This is a genomic window from Bradyrhizobium sp. CB82 (assembly GCF_029714405.1).
GTDB lineage: Bacteria > Pseudomonadota > Alphaproteobacteria > Rhizobiales > Xanthobacteraceae > Bradyrhizobium.
In genome coordinates, this window is sequence record NZ_CP121651.1 from 18,149 (window position 1) to 36,154 (window position 18,006).

The 18,006-nt window shown below is 60.2% G+C and carries 11 protein-coding genes and 9 pseudogenes; 14 read left to right on the top strand and 6 right to left on the bottom strand.

Annotation, left to right across the window (positions count from 1 at the left end; genetic code table 11):
• Position 1 precedes the first annotated feature (1 nt).
• The 3 genes and pseudogenes from QA640_RS43835 to QA640_RS43845 form a co-directional block, all read left to right on the top strand.
• Positions 2 to 427: a hypothetical protein gene (locus QA640_RS43835; protein ID WP_283043556.1), complete on the top strand. Its 426-nt coding sequence runs from the start codon at positions 2 to 4 to the stop codon at positions 425 to 427.
• 349 nt (positions 428 to 776) lie between these two features.
• Entirely contained in the window at positions 777 to 1,214 is a 438-nt protein-coding gene (locus QA640_RS43840; RefSeq protein ID WP_283043557.1) for a hypothetical protein, read from the top strand.
• Between the two features lie 187 nt (positions 1,215 to 1,401).
• A pseudogene (locus tag QA640_RS43845) lies at positions 1,402 to 1,662 on the top strand (transposase); the annotation flags it as partial.
• A gap of 2 nt (positions 1,663 to 1,664) precedes the next feature.
• Here the strand turns inward: QA640_RS43845 and QA640_RS43850 are convergent.
• Positions 1,665 to 3,047 (bottom strand): IS110 family transposase, encoded by a 1,383-nt coding sequence (locus QA640_RS43850; protein ID WP_283037969.1) that lies wholly within the window; start codon positions 3,045 to 3,047, stop codon positions 1,665 to 1,667.
• Between the two features lie 227 nt (positions 3,048 to 3,274).
• On the opposite strand from QA640_RS43850, the pseudogene QA640_RS43855 reads away from it, so the two are divergent.
• From QA640_RS43855 to QA640_RS43865, 3 pseudogenes are all read left to right on the top strand, one after another.
• Positions 3,275 to 3,690: pseudogene (locus tag QA640_RS43855) on the top strand (IS3 family transposase); the annotation flags it as partial.
• A gap of 661 nt (positions 3,691 to 4,351) precedes the next feature.
• Positions 4,352 to 5,880, top strand: a pseudogene (ltrA, locus tag QA640_RS43860) (group II intron reverse transcriptase/maturase).
• Positions 5,881 to 5,938: 58 nt separating this feature from the next.
• Positions 5,939 to 6,412: pseudogene (locus QA640_RS43865) on the top strand (DDE-type integrase/transposase/recombinase); the annotation flags it as partial.
• Between the two features lie 270 nt (positions 6,413 to 6,682).
• On the opposite strand, the gene QA640_RS43870 reads toward QA640_RS43865, so the two are convergent.
• Positions 6,683 to 7,066: a PRC-barrel domain-containing protein gene (locus tag QA640_RS43870; protein WP_283043558.1), complete on the bottom strand. Its 384-nt coding sequence runs from the start codon at positions 7,064 to 7,066 to the stop codon at positions 6,683 to 6,685.
• 411 nt (positions 7,067 to 7,477) lie between these two features.
• Here QA640_RS43870 and QA640_RS43875 point away from each other — a divergent pair, with 411 nt between their 5' ends.
• The 4 genes and pseudogenes from QA640_RS43875 to QA640_RS43890 all read left to right on the top strand — a co-directional run bounded on the left by QA640_RS43875 (position 7,478) and on the right by QA640_RS43890 (position 9,306).
• A complete protein-coding gene (locus QA640_RS43875; protein ID WP_283043559.1) occupies positions 7,478 to 7,909 on the top strand; it encodes a hypothetical protein in 432 nt (143 codons plus the stop codon).
• A gap of 275 nt (positions 7,910 to 8,184) precedes the next feature.
• Positions 8,185 to 8,439: pseudogene (locus QA640_RS43880) on the top strand (hypothetical protein); the annotation flags it as partial.
• Between the two features lie 183 nt (positions 8,440 to 8,622).
• Positions 8,623 to 8,928 (top strand): hypothetical protein, encoded by a 306-nt coding sequence (locus QA640_RS43885; protein ID WP_283043859.1) that lies wholly within the window; start codon positions 8,623 to 8,625, stop codon positions 8,926 to 8,928.
• Positions 8,929 to 9,087: 159 nt separating this feature from the next.
• Positions 9,088 to 9,306: a hypothetical protein gene (locus QA640_RS43890; protein ID WP_283043560.1), complete on the top strand. Its 219-nt coding sequence runs from the start codon at positions 9,088 to 9,090 to the stop codon at positions 9,304 to 9,306.
• Positions 9,307 to 9,472: 166 nt separating this feature from the next.
• Here the strand turns inward: QA640_RS43890 and QA640_RS43895 are convergent.
• Positions 9,473 to 9,874: pseudogene (locus tag QA640_RS43895) on the bottom strand (DNA polymerase IV); the annotation flags it as partial.
• 304 nt (positions 9,875 to 10,178) lie between these two features.
• Here QA640_RS43895 and QA640_RS48500 point away from each other — a divergent pair.
• Positions 10,179 to 10,285: pseudogene (locus QA640_RS48500) on the top strand (phosphohydrolase); the annotation flags it as partial.
• Here the strand turns inward: QA640_RS48500 and QA640_RS43900 are convergent.
• Positions 10,285 to 11,421, bottom strand: a pseudogene (locus tag QA640_RS43900) (alpha-amylase family glycosyl hydrolase); the annotation flags it as partial. The pseudogenes QA640_RS48500 and QA640_RS43900 overlap by 1 nt on opposite strands.
• 306 nt (positions 11,422 to 11,727) lie before the next feature.
• Here QA640_RS43900 and QA640_RS43905 point away from each other — a divergent pair.
• Positions 11,728 to 12,153: a CoA transferase gene (locus QA640_RS43905; RefSeq protein WP_283043561.1), complete on the top strand. Its 426-nt coding sequence runs from the start codon at positions 11,728 to 11,730 to the stop codon at positions 12,151 to 12,153.
• A 671-nt stretch (positions 12,154 to 12,824) separates the two neighbouring features.
• Here QA640_RS43905 and QA640_RS43910 read toward each other — a convergent pair.
• Positions 12,825 to 13,712: pseudogene (locus QA640_RS43910) on the bottom strand (SMP-30/gluconolactonase/LRE family protein).
• The gene (locus QA640_RS43915) at positions 13,709 to 14,539 is read right to left on the bottom strand and encodes a citryl-CoA lyase (RefSeq protein ID WP_283043562.1); all 831 of its coding nucleotides are present in this window, start codon (positions 14,537 to 14,539) and stop codon (positions 13,709 to 13,711) included. Before QA640_RS43915 ends, QA640_RS43910 begins: the two are co-directional and overlap by 4 nt.
• Before the next feature lie 416 nt (positions 14,540 to 14,955).
• On the opposite strand from QA640_RS43915, the gene QA640_RS43920 reads away from it, so the two are divergent.
• Both QA640_RS43920 and QA640_RS43925 read left to right on the top strand, forming a co-directional pair.
• On the top strand, positions 14,956 to 16,713 hold the full coding sequence (locus QA640_RS43920; protein ID WP_283043563.1) for a dihydroxy-acid dehydratase: 1,758 nt from the start codon (positions 14,956 to 14,958) through the stop codon (positions 16,711 to 16,713).
• A 6-nt stretch (positions 16,714 to 16,719) separates the two neighbouring features.
• Positions 16,720 to 17,646 carry a glyoxylate/hydroxypyruvate reductase A gene (locus QA640_RS43925; RefSeq protein ID WP_283043564.1) on the top strand — a complete coding sequence of 309 codons (927 nt, stop codon included), beginning with the start codon at positions 16,720 to 16,722 and terminating at the stop codon, positions 17,644 to 17,646.
• The last annotated feature ends 360 nt before the right edge of the window (positions 17,647 to 18,006 follow it).

The window sequence follows — 18,006 nt, forward strand, 5'->3', positions numbered from 1 at the left end:
CATGGCGAGTGTTGAACAATTGCGAAGAAGGGAAGATGTGAATTTGGTTCAACTTGAGGCGGACATTGGAGCCGTTCATCCAGGGAGACCACTAGCTTCAATTGCATTGCCGGATTATGTCGAACACACGGATGGGGTCACGCGCGCAGGCGCCCTCAGTGCAGAGGCGGTCGTTCGCGATTACGAATCCGCCGCAAAAGAGATGGAAGCGATGGGATCCGAGTTGATCGACGCTGCCCGAAAATGCGAGGCTATGACGGCCCAGGTGCATGATGCGATTGCCTTCATGCGCGAAACGGCGGCCGGATATCGGGAAGAAGGCAGGAAGATCTTCGAGCGCATCGAAGAATGCGCGCTCTTTACCGAAGATGTCCGCAAGACGTGCGAACAGGTTAAGCGCAGAATGGCGCAAGTCGCGTTGCCCTAAGAAGGAGGCTGCGACCGCAGAACCGGTGTCTGAGAGGGCATAGTCTCACGACTTGGGGACGGTCACACCGCCTTCGGGCGATCTCTTTTCGATCGCATGACGGTGATCGTAACGTCATCCCCACGCACGTCGGAGCCATTTGTCGCCGGAGGTGAGCGCCTTGCTGTGCATGCGCGCGGCAAGGCGAGCCGGAAGGATGAACGCCACCCGGTAAGCATGCTCCAGTGCCATGAGAGCGGGCGCACACGATCGGCTTGCCGGATCACCGGCATCTACGTCATATGCCTGCATCGCGCCTTACGCAACGGAGCTAGTCATGGCTCTCAGCAATGCCGAAAGTCAGAAGCGCTTGCGTGAGAAGCGCGATGCACTGGCAAGGCAAGCAGCCATCGCAAAGAACGCTGTTATTGATTTCCTCATCAAGGAACGGCAGGCGCGCGAGCGCGAACTGATCAAGGCGGGGACCGAGATCGAGCACCTTCGCAAGCGCGTTGCCGAGCTGGAAGCGTGTAGGGAGAAGACGCTGGAGAAGTTGCGCGACAAGGTGGAATGCGCGGAGAAGCTTCTGGATTCACGTAATGCCGAAATCAGAAACCTCGAGGAAAGGCTCAGTTGGTTGGCAAACAAGGAGCCGCTGAAGATGTCGAAAGCGCTGCACCGGCAGGTGCTGAGCCTGCTGCATCCCGATCGTGCCCACGGCGACGAGGCGATGCGAAAGAGGCTGGAGAGCTGCTTTAAACAGTTCAGCGCGATCGAGTTCGCGTTTCCAGCCGAGGACGCTCGGTAGTTTTTTACGTTACCCCCGGAGACCTCAACACTCGTTACCCCTCGCCACCCAAATGCTCCAACCCAGAGCTGTGCAAGCCGGTTCGAGAACAACTGGTTTCAGAGCTGGCTCCGGAATTCTGGACGGGGCGATAAGTGGAGTTTCTGCCTGACGGCGGGCAAGATTGTCCCGCGAATCAGGAGAGACGATGAGCAGACGAACCCGTCGGCATCACGCACCGGCATTCAAGGCGAAGGTGGCGTTAGCCGCGATCAAGGGTGAGATGACGCTGGCCCAGCTGGCTGAGCATTTCGACGTGCACCCGAACCAGATCACGCAGTGGAAGTCACAGCTTCAGGAAGCGGCGGCCGAGGTATTTGGTCCTGGCGGTGGCAACAGAACGAGCGAGCCCGCGGTGGACGTGAAAACGCTGCACGCCAAGATCGGGGAGCTCACGCTGGAGAACGATTCCTAAGAAACGGCATCGCCGACGTTCGGCTCCAAGGGCTGGAGAACGAAGCCGAATGCCTTGGCACGCCGATGCAAATTGTTGACCACTCGCGTCCGGTAGCGCGTCTCGTAGGACGAGGCCCCGGGATCGACATAGTCCATTCCGTATCGCACAGCATTGTAGAACAGAACTGCGATCTTGCGGGCCGTGGCGGTCACTGCCTTGGCCTTACCGATGCGCGATGAAAGTCGCCTGTAAAAGGCGCCGAGCGCAGTATCGGTGCGTCCGACGGTGACGGCAGCAAGGCGCAGAAGCGCCGCCGCCCGGCCGCCGGATCGGCGCGTTCGGGACGAGAGCCTTTTGCCGCCGGAGACCTTGTTGCTCGGCGCCAGTCCTAGCCAGGAGGTAAAATGCTTTGCACTTGGCCACGAGGAGAGGTCGTCACCGCATTCAGCGATCAGCTTCAGCGAGAGGTAAGAACCGAGGCCGTCGATCGTGGTGATGTCTTTTCCCAGCAACGCGAACAGCGCCTCGCGGACGTCGAAAGCTAGAGCGTTCGCCTGATCGGTTCGATTCCGACGCAGCGAGGCCGGCGGTGCTGGTCCATGGCCACGTCCGCGATGGTTGCTCAGTTCCTTCAACACGGCTTCGATCCGGGCGTCGCAGGCAGATGCCTTCTCGTGGTAGGTGTCGTAAAGCGCAAGTGCCTGCTCGAGCGCAAACAGATGCTCGGCTCGGTAGCTCCCGGTGAGCGCCTTCGCAATCGTCTCGGCACTGGCGTGGCAACTGTAGTGGCGCAAGCACGCCAGCGCCTCGGGATCGCGCTCGCCGGCAAGGATCGCGCGTATGATACGCAGGCCGGTCGCGCCGGTGATGTCGGCGACGACGTGGTGGAGCTGAAGATTCATCTCCGTCAAGGCCTTCTGCATATGCTGGATGTGTGAGGCCGCGTACTCCAGCAGACGCTCGCGCTGACGCACGTAGGCTCGCAGTTCGGCAATCTGCCCTTTGGGCTGAAAGCTGGCCCGCAGCAACCCGAATGAATGGAGCCGCTGCAGCCATTGCGCATCGCTGACATCGGTCTTACGCCCCGGCACGTGCTTGGCATCGCGCGCGTTGACAAGAAACACGGTAAATCCCCGGGCATCGAGAAGCTCGAAAATCGGAATCCAGTAGACGCTGGTCGATTCCATGACGACGGTCTCGACGCCGCATTCCGTAAACCAGTCGACCAGCCGATGCAGATCGGCCGTGAAGGTACCGAAACTGTGGACTGGCTCCGGTGCGCGATCTGCCCTAACGGCCGCCATATGCATGGTGGCGCCAACGTCGATGGCAGCCGCGTTCGGGTGCACCATCGGCATCTTACCGCCGTCCTTCGACTTCGATCTTTTGGGATTCATCTGTAGCTCCTCCTGACTCCGGCGGAAGGGCTGGGCTGCGCAATTCATTCAAATTCCTAAACGGGATCGCCGAGATGGCGTCACCACTCTCAAGTGCGCAACAGCCCATGGACCAGGTTTTTTGACGGGGTCACGTGCCACCAAAATCGTATCGGCCGCTCCCTTCCGGCCGCAGTCTAGCGGTTACCCGTTTCTATCCCACAGGGGGCGCGCAGCGCCCCGCTCAGTTTTTTAGAAGGCGCGCTCAGCAAAGCCGGCCTGCTGAGCGCAAAGCGATGATCGACCGTGAGCACGACCTGCCGATCACGAAACAGGCGGAAGTTTTGAAGATCAGCCGTGGCAGTGTCTATTATCTGCCGCGTCCAGTGCCTTCCGCCGACCTCGCGATCATGCGACGGCTCGACCGGCTGCATCTGGAGTTTCCTTTCGCCGGTTCGCGAATGTTGCGAGACCTGTTGGCTGCCGAGGGTGCAAGATCGGCCGCCGGCATATTAAAACGCTGATGCGGCGGATGGGGATAGAGGCGCTCTACCGCCGGCCGCGTACCACCAAGCCCGAGCCTGGACACAAGATCTATCCGTATCTGCTGCGCGGGATGGAGATCACACGCCCGAACCAGGTCTGGGCGATGGACATCACCTACAGTGCGCCTCGCCCCACAGTTGGGGTAGCGTATGACTGGAATGCAAAAGAGAAAGGAGGATTGGGAGAAAACAAAATGACTTGTCCCCTGCTGTGAGGGGACATGAGCCCAAGCGGCGGTGACCTGTCGTCAACTGGCAGGGTGACGTAGCCCGCAGGTAAAGGGGATTGAGGCGAAGCCGTTAAGCCGAGATGGTCCCCGAGGCTGAAGTATTGGAAGGTTGAGGAACACGAACCGGTTTACCCGCATCTAAGGGCTGAAATGTCGCCTCCGTCTACACGGCTTAACAGGTGGAATGCTGATGATGTCGCCGGACAGATATGACGGCCGGCATCCGAACGCGAGCCCAGATGTAAGGACGCTCGCGAGTAGTCATGGGGAGAACGCAGCCAGACCATGGCATCGGCATCGACTTGCGGAAAGCAAGGGAAAAGACTGCGACCGGCAGCCTCACCAATACGATGACGTCCAGTATATGAACGAGGGAAGGCATGATGGAATGCCAACGATGCTTTGCGTCGCAAGGGAGTTGACCCTGATGTCCACCATGCTGGCGGAGTTCCCGTAGTAGTCCGCGGCAGGGAAAGCCTGCCACATGGCGAAGGGGAGCAGTTCAAACTGCTTGGATTGCAAACTATCTGACCGAACGAGGTGAAGACCTTTGATAATCAGTGAAATGCAGCACAAGCTCGCGACATGGGCCGAGAGCGACCCGAACCGAAGGTTCGATCGCCTCCTTCGGCTGATTGCCAACCGGGAATGGCTTGCCGAGGCCGCTCGGATTGTTCTGGCGTCAAGTGGCGCACGAACACCGGGCATCGACGGAATAGATAAGCAACGACTGCAGGTCAGACTGGATCAGCATCTGGATGACCTGCGGAAAAGCCTGCTGGACGAGAGTTATCGCCCCCAGCCGGTGAAGCGAATCTATATCCCGAAAACCAACGGCAAGCTACGCCCACTGGGTATTCCGACTCTGACGGATCGCATCGTCCAACGAGCCATGCTCATGGCCATGGAGCCAATCTGGGAAAGCGACTTCCATCGCCTATCCTATGGCTTCCGGCCTGAACGGAGCGTGCACCATGCCGTCCGCACCGTGAAGATACAGCTTCAGGATGGAGCCGATACGACGAGGGGCCGCTGGATCATCGAAGGTGATCTGGCAAGCTACTTCGACACGGTCCATCACCGGCTGCTTATCAGATGTGTGCGGCGACGAGTGCAGGATGGGCGATTTGTTGATCTTCTCTGGCGGTTCCTGAAGGCAGGTCACATTGACCGTGACCTGTTTAAAGCCTCCAGCGAGGGTGTTCCGCAAGGTGGCGTGCTGTCACCGCTCTTGTCCAACATCATGCTCCATGAGTTCGATGCGTGGCTGGAGGCGAAATACCTGAGCGACAAGGCCCGCAAGGACCGCTGGGCATGGAACTTCGGCATCAAGCTGGGCCGCCCTATTACGGTTCGAGAGAACCGGCAATGGAAGCCGGCGGTTGCTTACTGCCGATACGCTGACGACTTTGTCGTGATCGTAAAAGGGACCAAAGCTCAAGCAGAGGAAATCCGCGAGGAATGCCGCGCCTTTCTGGAAGGCAAGCTGAAATTGATGCTGAATATGGAGAAAACCCATATCACCCACGTCAATGACGGCTTCGTCTTTCTGGGGCACAGGATCATTCGCAAACGAGGGTCGCACGGGCGCATGTCCGTCGTCACAACGATACCCAAGGAAAAGGCGAAGGGGTTTGTTCGCAGGCTCACTGAAACCCTCTCCGGCAATCATAGTGTCAGCACGGTCGACATGATCGCCGGCCTGAACCGCCAACTGGCGGGATGGGCAGCGTTCTACAAGTTCACCGACTTCACCGCGTACGTATTCCGGCGCATCGACCATGTCGTGTTCTGGAAAATGGCGCATTGGCTGGGGCACAAATACCGATCTCGCATCAAACCTTTGATGCGGAAATGGTACCGAACCCCGGAACCGGGCAAGGCGAAAACCTGGCTCGTGTTTGGTCGGAATGAACGCGGCGGGACCGACGGAAAAGCACTTTACCGGCTTGTCTCAAGCCCGAAGGCGCAGTTCCGGCGGCGCAATCCGGAGGAAAATCCATACATCCTCCGAAGGAAGCCCGCAGCACTGTCACCTCGCACTATCATGATGTTGCTATGGCCATGGGCCAAGCTTGAACAGAGAGCCGTATGCGCTGAAAGGTGCACGTACGGTTCGGGGAGGAGAAGCGCGCTCGCGCTTCTTACTCCACTCCCGATGGCGCGCGGCTTCGTGTACCTGACTGTTGTCCTCGACTGGGCGACCCGCCGGGTGCTGTCGTGGCGCGTCTCAATCACGATGGAAGCCGCATTCTGCGTCGAGACGCTGGAGGATGCTCTCGCTCGCCACGGCAAGCCGAAAATCTTCAACACCGACCAGGGCTCGCAGTTCACGGGCGCCGCGTTCACCGGCGTGCTCGCCAGTCACGGCATCGCCATCAGCATGGACGGCCGGGGCGCCTGGCGCGACAACGTGTTCGTCGAGCGGCTATGGCGCAGCGTCAAATATGAGGAGGTCTATCTGCGCGCCTACGACACCGTATCCGACGCCCGCGCCTCGATCGGCCGATACCTCGACTTTTACAATGGCCGGCGTCCTCACTCGAGCCTTGACGGCCGCACCCCGGATCAAGCTTACTTCAACCCGCTGCCGTTCCGCGCGGCAGCCTAACTTTGGCAGAAGCTCCACTTATCGACGCGGAATTGCTGTTCAGACGACCGGGACCACCTCAGTCCCTGTGCGCGGCGCAGGAGATCAAGGGTTGCAAATTGGGACTGTTGTAACAACTCACGCGCCTGCTTTTGGGACGTCCCGAACACGAGCAGCCGCCCAAACATCGGCCACCTCGCACTGATCCGGGGGCTGGTCTATCAGTGCTTCGATGCGTCCGCTGGCACTCACGATTGGAGATGCCGCGGCCTTAGCGTCAGCGACATCGCGTTATAGGCCACCTCGCCCCTGCCACTCCCAGTAAGTAGGCGTCCCATAGTATTGGTGGGTTCGCGTTTCCCAGTCTCGATCCTGCCACGAGTCATCACTGAACTCAGGCGCGTCCCTCAGCTGTTGCTCGGTGATATTGGTTCGAAAACCACCGAGCGACGTATCATAGGTCAGAGCGGCCCAAGGAATGGGATAATGGCTGTGGCCCAATCCAACGAATCCGCCAAAGCTCATGACGGCATAAGCCACGCGACCTGACACCTTGTCGATAATGAGGTGATCAATCTCACCGATATTCTTTCCATCGGCTCCATAAACCTTGGTTCCTTGAATGTCTTCGCTTGAGATGCATTGATGATCCGGATGAGCTGTTGCGCGGGCCATGGCTTCGTCTCCCTCACAGGTGGGTTTTGTCGGCTTAACTCGGCCGCTACAGGGGCGTTCCTGGCTTCGGAGAACATGTCGCACGCCAATCATCAATCTATCGTCGCCGACATCGATTCTAACAACCTCCAGCTCCGATGGCCCTATGGCGAAAAACCTTTATCAAAGTCCTCAATCCAACCTAGCCGGCCGAAGTTGCCCTGAGGCTCCGCTGGTCGCGTTCGCCTTCTGGTGGAACGCGAAGTTGGCAAAGGCCGCCAACTGAGCGGAATTTTTAGGTGGGGATTTTAAGCCCGGTGAACTCAGCCACTCGTCAATGTTGGAGCGTCCGGAACGGAAGGCCCCACCCTTTTGTTCAATCTTCAGAGAGCTCAAAGGAGAAGAGCTATGATCGCTAACAGACTTATGATCTTGGGTGCGGTGCTCGCCTTCAGCGCCAGCTCCGGCTATGCCGGTCCCTGCAACACGGCGAGCCGCGATGCAGGATCAGGGAATGTCCCGGGCTATACCGGACAAACCACTGGTTCCACAGCAACTGATTCCAAGCAGCAGCCGCCGACATCTTCGATGAGCAAAGCCTCGGAGAATACCGCAACGTCGTCGGAAGATGCGCGGCGCCAGATGCAGAGCCCGCCCACTGCTGCGGAACAATCAAAGGCGACCCACCCCGCACCCTCTGCGCAGTCACCGGACCGGACAGCCGGCACCGGCGAGCAGACCAGCCCCGCGCCCCCTGAACAATCAGAGAAGATGACGGCCGGTGCGGCGGAGCAGACCCGTCCCGCGCCTCCTGAAAAATCAGAGAAGATGACGGCCGGTGCGGCCGATCAGGACTGCGAGTAAGCGCGGGGGACAAATACAAGGGGGAGCATATCGAGGGCTCGCCGAACGCCTGAGATAAAGAGGTCGTCTGCACCAGTTGACTGGGCCGGTGCCGAGTGCTTCCGCTTCTTGGCCCAAGGGTCGCTCGGCGGACGTTGGCTGCAACTCATGACAGCCATATGCAGTCACCGACCTGATAAAGGCCGGCCTGACTAAAGATCAGATCACAATGATGGGACGCGAGGTGACTGGCAAGCTGCTGATGGGCTGACAAGTCTGATTGAGTGGAGGTCGCGATGACGATTGAGAGCACCCCATTTGGCGCGTTTACGATTAATGGAAAGACTTATGAGCACGACGTGGTCATTCGCCTTTCCGGCAAGGTGGTGAAGCGGAAAAAGAAGTTATCAAAGAAGCTCTATGGTACCTCGCACGTACTTTCAAAAGTCGAGGCGAAATTTCTCTTTGAGAAAGGGTGCGACCAGGTCGTCATCGGCTCCGGTCAGATGGGCAACCTCCACCTATCACCGGAAGCCGAAGCCTATTTCGAACGGAAGGGCTGCGAGGTCCTGTTGAAGCCAACCCCCGAGGCGATCCGGATGTTCAACCAATCGCACGCAACGAAGATCGGGCTGTTTCACGTAACCTCCCCGCCAGTGGCGGCTTGCTCGCGCATCAAGGCTCTGCGCAAGCTGTACCGGAAAAATACGAGCGAAGCGCGCGGCTTGCGACTTATGCGGGAGTGGCTATCGCCAGTCCAACGAGAGCAATTCGATGGCTCAGGCTATTTCGACGTCGTCGGTTGCGACAGCGGAAAAAGATACCGCATCTATCATGGAATCGTTTCGCCGAACGTTTACGAGATCGATGATGCGGGCCGCCCCAAGATGGGCTTGTGTTTCATGCCTCTTGGCCGCCTGGTGGCGGGGGATGTCGTTCTTGCCCAAAAGATTGCCTTGGAGACGGACGAGCACAGCGCGTTAAAAGTAGCTAACAGGATTTCGCCAAACCGAGAGTTGCTCCGCAGCCGATCTCTCTGAACCAAGTTCTTAGTGAACTAGAACGAACGAGCAGCCAACAAGGTCATCGCAGTCGAGTGGCCGTAGGCGCGGCGCCATCAGAGCCTCTTGAAACTTCGCGGCTTCGGCCGGATTATCGGATCCAGGTCCTTGAGTATCGGCAATCCGAGGAGGACTACCATGGCAATCCAGATCGTGATGGACCGCAACGGCGACAGCCGGCACCGTTTCGACCCGAACGACGCACAGGAGCTGGCGAGGGTGGTGCAGCGCTTCCGCGAACTGACGAATGAAGGCTCCGCCGCCGTCCGGACCGGTCCAGGTCAGGTCTCGCAGATTCGATCGTTCGACGCGCTCGCCGATGAGACCGTCTTTTTTCCCAGGCTGGTCGTGGGGTAGCGAGACGCGCCATGTTGCAGCTAAGGGCGTCCCGACCGGGCAACGCTCGCGCGTGACCTATCGGCTTGTGGCCGGGCCCATCTCGAACCTGTTGTGAGATACGCTTTAGTGCCGCTCTTAAAGATGGAGCAGACGTCCGCGTCGACTGAACCACGCCAAGTCTGGCTCAGAGCCCAAAATCCAGTTGCGGCTCCGCGTGATCCCCGACTTGGAGGGAAGACAGCGACACATCCAAGAGGCGCACCGCCTTCGGCAGAGGCATGTTGTCCCGCAGCAGGCCGATAGCCAACTCGCGACGGTTCGCGACAGCCGAAGAGACGGACCGGCTGCCGGCAATGATCTCGAAATCGGCAAACTTCACTTTAAGCGTCACCGTTCGCGCCCGAGTGCCCGTAGACTCGCGGTGCTGCCAGACCTTGTCGATCAGCAGCTCAAGCTCAGCGACCATGGCATCGAATACGGTAAGGTCGGTCGAGAACGTATTCTCCGCGCCGACGGATTTCCGGATGCTGTTGGCTCGAACCGGCCTTTCGTCGATGCCGCGCGAAATCCAGTAGTAGTAGGCGCCCACGAGCGCGAATCAGCGAGCATCCGGATTGAAGCTGAGTCGCATCGCGCGGTGGTGGCACCCGGCATCGCCGAAGCTTTGCTCGCCACAGCCCTTGGGCTCAAGCGGCGGTTCCGGCGGTCGTGATCTACAAACCATCTCGCGCGCGTTATCAGCGGTTACCTTTTCGTCCCGTGCGAGCTAGACCTCATCGATCGGCTAAAGCTTGGTCCAGTGAAGCAGTCTAGGAGTCGCGCTTTGTGCGATATCTTTTTCGTAATTGTTGGCCACGCTGTCGCGCACTTGAGAGGTCATCTGCGCAAAAGAAGTGGCCCTTGTCCATTTCGGCGCGCACGTGACGTCATGGGATTTCGGATGGAGGAATTTCCGTCATCGCTGATCGACGACACCCTGGCTCTTTATCCGCGGATCTCGAATGGATCCTGAACGCGATTGGCCGGGATAGAAACGCGTTTACGACCGATCTCATCGCCCATGTAGAAGAATGGCGTACCCTTCAGCGTCATCAATAGCATTGCCAGCACGCGCATTTGCTCGTGCCCGATCTTGCTCGCGATGCGGTGCTTGTCGTGTCCGCCGATCACCCATACGGGCCAAGCCTCTTGGGGCAGAGCGTTCAGATAGGAATCGATGGCAGCCTGCAGCGACAGCGCATCCCAGGGAGCATCTAGCAACGCGAAATTGAGTGGCAAATGGAGGCGCGGCCGTTCGTTGCCATAGAAATGGCCGATGCGGTCCGTCTTGCCTTGGACCTCGCCGCACAACAGTCGGCCCTCGTAGTTATCGATCGTCTCGCGCATGAACTCGAGACATTGCATCGTTTGTGGTCGGTCGTCGGTGAACACGGTTGTGAACCGCTGCGGCGGCGGCTTGTGCTTGCTTTCCGGATTGGGCGGATTGTCGCGGAGCAAGTCATCCTTGATCAGGACGGCACTGGCATCCACGCGAAATCCGTCAATACCTCGGTCCAGCCAGAACCGCATCACGTCCGCCATGGCGGCGCGAACCTTGGCATTACGCCAGTTTAGGTCCGGTTGTTCAACGAGAAAGGAGTGATAATAATACTGGGCTCTCGCTTCGCACCATTCCCAGGCGCTGCCGCCAAAGCGGCTCAGCCAGTTGTTTGGCGGGCCGCCAGTATCGGCCGGTTCGGCCCAGATGTACCAATCAGCCTTTGAGTTCTCGCGTGAACTGTGGCTTTCAGCAAACCAGTCATGGTCGGTGGACGTATGGTTGGGCACGAGATCAAGAATCAGCCGTATGCCCGATTCATGCAGCTTCGCGATGAGCCGATCGACGTCCTCGAGGGTGCCGAAGGTCCGATCGACACTGCAATAATCGGAAATGTCATAGCCGAGGTCGCGGAACGGGCTCTTATAGATGGGCGTCAGCCAAACGGCGTCGACGCCAAGCCAGTTAAGATATTCGAGTTTCGATAGAAGATCCGGCAGGTCTCCCTTGCCATCGCCATTTGAGTCTTGGAATGAGATGGGGGCGATCTCATAGATTACGGCGGATTTCCACCAACTCCTTGGGGCTTTTTGCATCTGCGGTCATTCAGCCTCGCTTACGCGCTCCGATGGCTAAGCCTTTCGCAGACGATTCAGTTCCTGTTTTTGGTAGGCTGCGGCAGCCCTGCCGTCGGGTTTGCGATTTCGATCTGGACGTTCTTCTCCGTCATGCCGGGCAGCTCCGCCGAGATCGTCAGCGTTTTCTCGGTGTCGCTGAGCTCGATCTTTGGCCAGCCGAAGAGTCCCTCAATCCCTCAATGAGCGGCGACAGGCCGGTGCCGCTGAGACCGCGAAAGACGTCGTCGAACAGGCGATTCATCTCGCGGTGCAACGCTCTGCGAGGTGACAAGGCAGAACGAGCTCGCCGATGACGCCCGCTTCAAGACCGTGCCGGGACGCGGCGCGAACTGGACCGCGATGATGCAGGTCGTCGAGAAATGGACCGAGCGGCATTCCGTCCGCGAATGCATGGACGCGCTCGGTAAGGCCGGCGTGCCCGCCGCCGAATATCGCGATCCTGGCGCGGCGTTCACCGATCAGCATCTTCTGCAGCGCGGCATATTCGCAACGATTGCTGACGGGGCAGGGGAGTTCATGGGAGTGAATGCGCCTTGGAAAATGTCGGGCGCCGCGGCCACTTCAATGCAGCGAGAAATCCCCGCGATTGGCGCTCATCGCGATGAGGTGCTCTCGCGCGTCCTCGGCCTGTCGGCGGAGGCAATTGCCGGCCTTGCCCGGGCAGGAGCATTTGGACTAACGACGGATTAGCCGGCCTTCAGGTGATAGATAGTATCGCGCAGCCTTGGCGGCCTCGTCTTCGGCTGCGACAATCCCCGTGAAGGCAGTCCCTGCACCAGGTTCTCGAAGTTGATCACCCTGACGATATCGACTGCGACCCAGTCGCACGCGACAAAAGAAGCAAGGTGAATTGCTAAAGCACCTTGCTAAATCCGTCGTCGTTCTGATCTGGCGAAGCATTCGATGTCGGACGGAGCGAGAGCCTCCAAGCACGCAAGGACATATAGGGAAGGTTCTGTTTTAGGTAGTAGATGTCGCCTTCGTTCCAGCGCTCTGGCTGCGCGCTGACCCTCTTGCCCGACAACTGCTCCAGAGCCGCCAATCTCGGCTGGACGAAGGAGCGCGCTCAACAGATCGACTATAGCTACCACGGCGGTCGGCGGTCCGCGAAGCCAACGATGCGAGCTAAGCCTCGCCAGTCGGCCTATCTCCGGGGCCTTCATCCAATATAGCGCAGACTAGTCGGTGGAGCTCGGTTGGGTATCCATCGTAGAATAGGATGCGGCAGCGAGGAAACCGGACGAGCAGCCGAAAGGTGCGCTCTTGCTTTTGGCAGATGGTCCGCTTCACTAAGAGCGCGCTTGGTAAAGTCGCAGGCCGGGCCTCGCAACGGGAACAAAGCTGAGCTTCGCCGAAGAAAATCAAACATGCGCGATGTCGGCGATAAGCACTGTACCCGTCGAGGATTCGGTTATTGCCAATGTATCATTAGCCGCATTCCGCGCGACATTAGTACAGGCCGGACCTGCGCAGGATTTGACGCGGGCAACGCATTCGCCATTCGCCTGCAAGACAAAGACGTGACCGAGCGAGGCATGGGCTAGCCATTAGTGTCCATCGCCAATCCGTCAGGGCCACTCGTTCCGAAGAAAGTATGGAAGCGCCCGACTTTTGCGACTCCACCATCATTCGTGAGCGGAACGCGCCAGACGCTATTGTCGCGTGTCATTGCCACGAAGAGAACCGCTTCTTCACGATCGAGCACGAGGCCGTTGGGGCTTGGTCCGTTTGGCAATCAGGCACTCCAGCCGGCCATCGGCGCGCAGGCGATAGACGCGCCCGGTCGCATCATGCAGCCCTGTCTGTCCCTGGTCGGTGAAGTAGATGTCCCCGTTTGAAGCGATGTGGAGATCGTTGCATCCCTTGAACGATTCCGAATTGCGATGCCGTAGCAGCGGTCGGATCGCGCCCGCTTGCAGATCGACTTCCATCAAGCCGTTCAGGTAGTCGGCGACCAAGATGCCTCCGTCACGGGCAATCTTCAGCCCGTTGGGCCAGCCGTCATACTCTACGACGAGAGACCAGGCACCGTCGGACGAAATCCGGAAGATGCGTCCGAACGGGATATCGACGATGTAGAGATTGCCGTCGCGATCAAATGCGGGCCCTTCGATGAAGCAGTCGACTGGTGCACCGCCCTTGTTGGCGTCCGCCCAGGCGGAACGTACGCCGCGGCGACGGAATTCTTCTGGCATAGCCGAGAACAGCCGCGTCGGGACGAGCTTCGGTGGCTGCTCCAGATACATCATGGCGCGACATCCAGATGGCGGCGCTGCTGGCCCTCATACTTGTAGCCGAACAGCTTGGGCATCGGCCCCTTGTTGCGGTCCTTACGTCCGGCCTGCTCCCAGGCATGGGACAGGATACCGACGGCGCGCGACAGGCAGAAGATGCCACGAGCCAGCGGCGCGGCAAAGCCGAGTTCGCCATAGATGACTGCGGTAGCGCCGTCGATGTTCATCGGAATGAGCCTGCCCTTGCGTCGCTGCATCACGCGTTCGATCGCCCGCGCCGCCTTGGCATAGTCGCCTTCGACGCTGCCGTCTGCGACGGCCGCATCCACAAGCGCCAGAAGCGGCGCCGCGCGCGGATCGACAGGATGGAAGCGGTGACCGAATCCGGGCAGATATTTGCTGCGCGTCGCGGTGAAGTGGTCTATAGCGGCTGCCGCCGCCGCGTCGATCTCTTCTGCCTGGCTGCGGCGGAGCACGTAGTCATAGAGCTCGATTGCCTGCTCGCCGGCGCCGCCATGCACGTCATCGAGCGTGTTGATCGCTGATGCCATCGCGCCGTTCAGCGGCAGGCCACAGCTCACGGCCATCTGCGCGATCGCGATCGACGGTGCATGCGGCCCGTGATCGACGGATGCGACGAGCGCGGCCTGCAGCAGCTTCTCCTGCTGCGGTGTCGGCAGTTCACCGCGCAGCATCAGCCAGATCATCGCCGGGAACGAGATGCGGCCGATCAATTCCTCGATCGGATATCCGCGATAGGCGATGCGCCCCGGAGCGATATCGCAGATTGATGTCCGCCACCATTGCGCGGCGGCCTGTTCTAGTGTGGATGCCTCGGTCATCGTCGGTCCTTTAATGGAATTCGGCCTTGCTGGGGAGCTGAGGCACAGCTCTGCGACACATTCCTGCTGCACAGGATGCGCCCGATTCATGGCTTTCCACATCTTTCGCCGCGAAGCGGTGTACTACTGGCGGCGCCGGACCCCTCGCGCGCTTGCCATTCGCTTTGGTCGTCCGCAGCGGCGCGCTTCAGCAACCGCTGAATGCGCTTGCCGAAAGTCCGCGGCGCCGTGCGTCATGACTGTGCCAGCCGAAACCCGACCGGGCCGCCACTCTTCCGCAATGCTTCTGTGCACAGAAGAACTCACTGAGTCAGCGAAAGGACACGCAAGTTCGTGCTGCGCCGAAGGCGCAAACGGCAGATAAGGTTCAGGTTCGGGAGTATCATGGTCCCACATAGTTCTGACTAGGTGAACAGATGGGCGAAGGTGAGATGTCGCGTGGCCGACCGCAGCGAAGCGGGCGCTGGTTCCGCAAAGATGACCTGCCTGGTTTCGTCCACCGCTCGACTCTGGCAGCTGCCGGATGGAGCCGCGAAGACCTGATGGAGCGTCCGATTGTCGGGATGCTCAACACCTGGTCCGACATCAATCCGTGCAATCTCAACCTCCGCGCTCTGGCCGAGGACGTGAAGATCGGAATCCTGGAGGCTGGCGGCATTCCGTTCGAAGTGCCGCTGATGTCGATAAGCGAAAACATCATCAAGCCGACCTCTTTTCCATTCCGCAACCTGCTCGCAATGGACGCGGAGGAGTGCATCAGGGCCTACCCGTTCGATTCGGTGGTGCTCCTCGGTGGATGCGACAAGACGCAGCCGGCGCTGTTCATGGGCGCAGCCAGCGCCAACGTCCCGATGATCTTCCTAACCAGCGGTCCGGCCACGCCGCGTTCCCGAACTGGTGGGCACCTCGCGACCGCCACCGGTATCTGGCGGTTTGTCGACGAGCTGCGGGCCGGCGAAGTATCGAAGAGTGACTTCGCGGCGTTCGAACGCAGCATCATGGGAACGCCAGGGCACTGCGCCGAGATGGGTACCGCCTCTTCAATGTCGGCGATCTGCGAGGCCTTGGGTCTGGCCTTGTCCGGCAGCAGCCTCGTTCCAGCATTCGACCGCCATCGCAATCGCATCGCCCGTGAAGTCGGCCGCCAGAGCGTTAGGATGGCAGCAGAAGGAACCACGCGCCCGCACGAGATCCTGGACGAGCGGGCGTTCGACAACGCCATCGCGCTCCTCTGCGCGGTAGGCGGATCGACGAACGTCATCATCCACCTGCTGGCGCTCGCAGGGCGCGTCGGGGTGCCGCTGACGCTGGATCGTTTTGATGAGATCGCTCGCCGAGTGCCACTGATCGCCAATGTTCAGCCTGCCGGCGAACATCTCACCGAACGCCTGATGGCGGCGGGAGGCGTGCCGGCCATCCTCAAGCGGCTGAAGCCATTCCTGCACCTCGATTCGCCCACGGTCGAGGGGCGCACGATCGGCGAGATCATCGACTCCGCTGACATTGTTGATCCAGATGTCATCCGACCGCTCGATCAGCCGGTGAAGCCAGGCGAGACGCTGGTCGTGGTAAAGGGCAACCTTGCTCCGGATGGAGCGGTCATGAAAGCGTGCGCTGCCGATCCGAAGCTGTTCCGCCACCGCGGTCCTGCGGTGATCTTCGAGGACGTGCAGACCATCGCAGACCATATTGATGATCCCGCGCTCGGAATCACCGAAAACAGCGTGCTCATTCTGCGCAACGTCGGTCCCGTTGGTGCGGCGATGCCGGAATGGGGGATGCTGCCCCTCCCTCGCAAGCTGCTCGAACGCGGCATTCGTGACATGCTCCGCATTTCGGACGCGCGAATGAGCGGCACGGCCTACGGCGCCGCCGTGCTGCACGTGTCCCCTGAGGCAGCGATCGGCGGTCCTCTTGCCCTCGTTCGGAACGGCGACATCATCGAGCTCGATGTCCCCGCCCGTCGGCTGGAGCTTTGCGTCGCAGCTGACGAACTCGAGCGCAGGCGACAGGAATGGAAGTCGCCGGCGAGCAGGCATGTGCGCGGCTATCGGGACCTCTACAATCGCCATGTCGAGCAAGCGCATCGCGGCTGCGACTTTGACTTCCTCCGGGGGGCCGATGCCGAGAGCTTGCCGGAGGGGCTCTTCGATGGCTGGGTCGGAGGCTGGTAGCCGACAATGAGCATCCTCTACCGATCCGATGAGGCGCGCGGCCAGGCTTGGGCAAGCTACTTTGCCGACCATGCCCCGGACCTGGAATTTCGGGTCTGGCCGGACACGGGCAACCTCGCCGATGTCGAGTATCTGATCGCTTGGCAGGCGCCGGCGGACTTCATCGCCTCGCTGCCCGGGCTGAAGGTGCTGTTCTCCTCGGGAGCCGGAATCGACCACGTCGACCTGTCGGCAGTTCCGGCGCATATCCCCCTCGTACGGATGGTCGAGCCGGGCATCATCGACGGCATGGTGGAATATGTCAGCCTGGCCGTCCTCGCCCTTCACCGCGATTGGTTCGACTATGCCGCGGCGAACGCCGCCCACATCTGGAAGCCGCTGGAGGTCCCGCCAGCTTCGAGCCGCCGGATCGGCGTCATGGGGATGGGAGTGCTCGGTCAGGCTGTCCTCGGCCGGCTGGGGACCTATGGCTTCCAGCTGCGAGGCTGGAACCGCTCGTTGCGCGAGATGGCTGGAGTCGAAAGCTTCGCCGGTGCCGATCAGCTGCAGCCCTTTCTCGCGGGTTGCGATGTTTTGGTCTGCCTTCTCCCGCTGACTCCGGCCACCTGTGGAATTCTGAACCAGAAGACCTTTGCGGCACTGCCCCCCGGTGCGGCACTGATCAACGTCGGTCGCGGACCGCATCTGGTCGAGGCGGATCTACTTGAGGCGCTGGATTCCGGTCACCTGTCCCGCGCGATCCTCGACGTGACTGATCCAGAGCCTCTGCCCGCTGCCCACCCTTTCTGGGCGCACTCGCGCGTGTTCGTCACCCCGCATGTCGCCAGCATGACCCAGCCGGAGACGGCCGCACCGATCCTGCTGGAGAACCTCCGCCGGCACCAGCGTGGCGAACCGCTCCTGGACGTCGTCGACCGGTCCCGCGGTTATTGAGGCAAGCATCCGATGCACAAACCGCTGATCGCCCAGAAGAACGCGCCATATTAGAGGGAAGCGGCGCCGCTGAGGTCACTGCCCCGGCAGCCGGTTGCGCACCAGTCGATGTGGCGATCGTTGGTGCCGGTTACACCGGCCTTTCGGCTGGGCTGGCAAAGACCCGCAAAGGGCGTTTTAGCAACGCGACTGGGCACGAATCCTATGCCGTCCTACGCCGAGCAGCGCAGCTACATTGGCACGGATGTCTACCGAGGCGACCAAATGGACATCGGCGGGCTAAAACCAGCCAAGCTACCGAACGCAGGACTCCGTCGCCTTCTGGCGAGCCAGCGATGAGATGGGAAAACTGAGCGACCA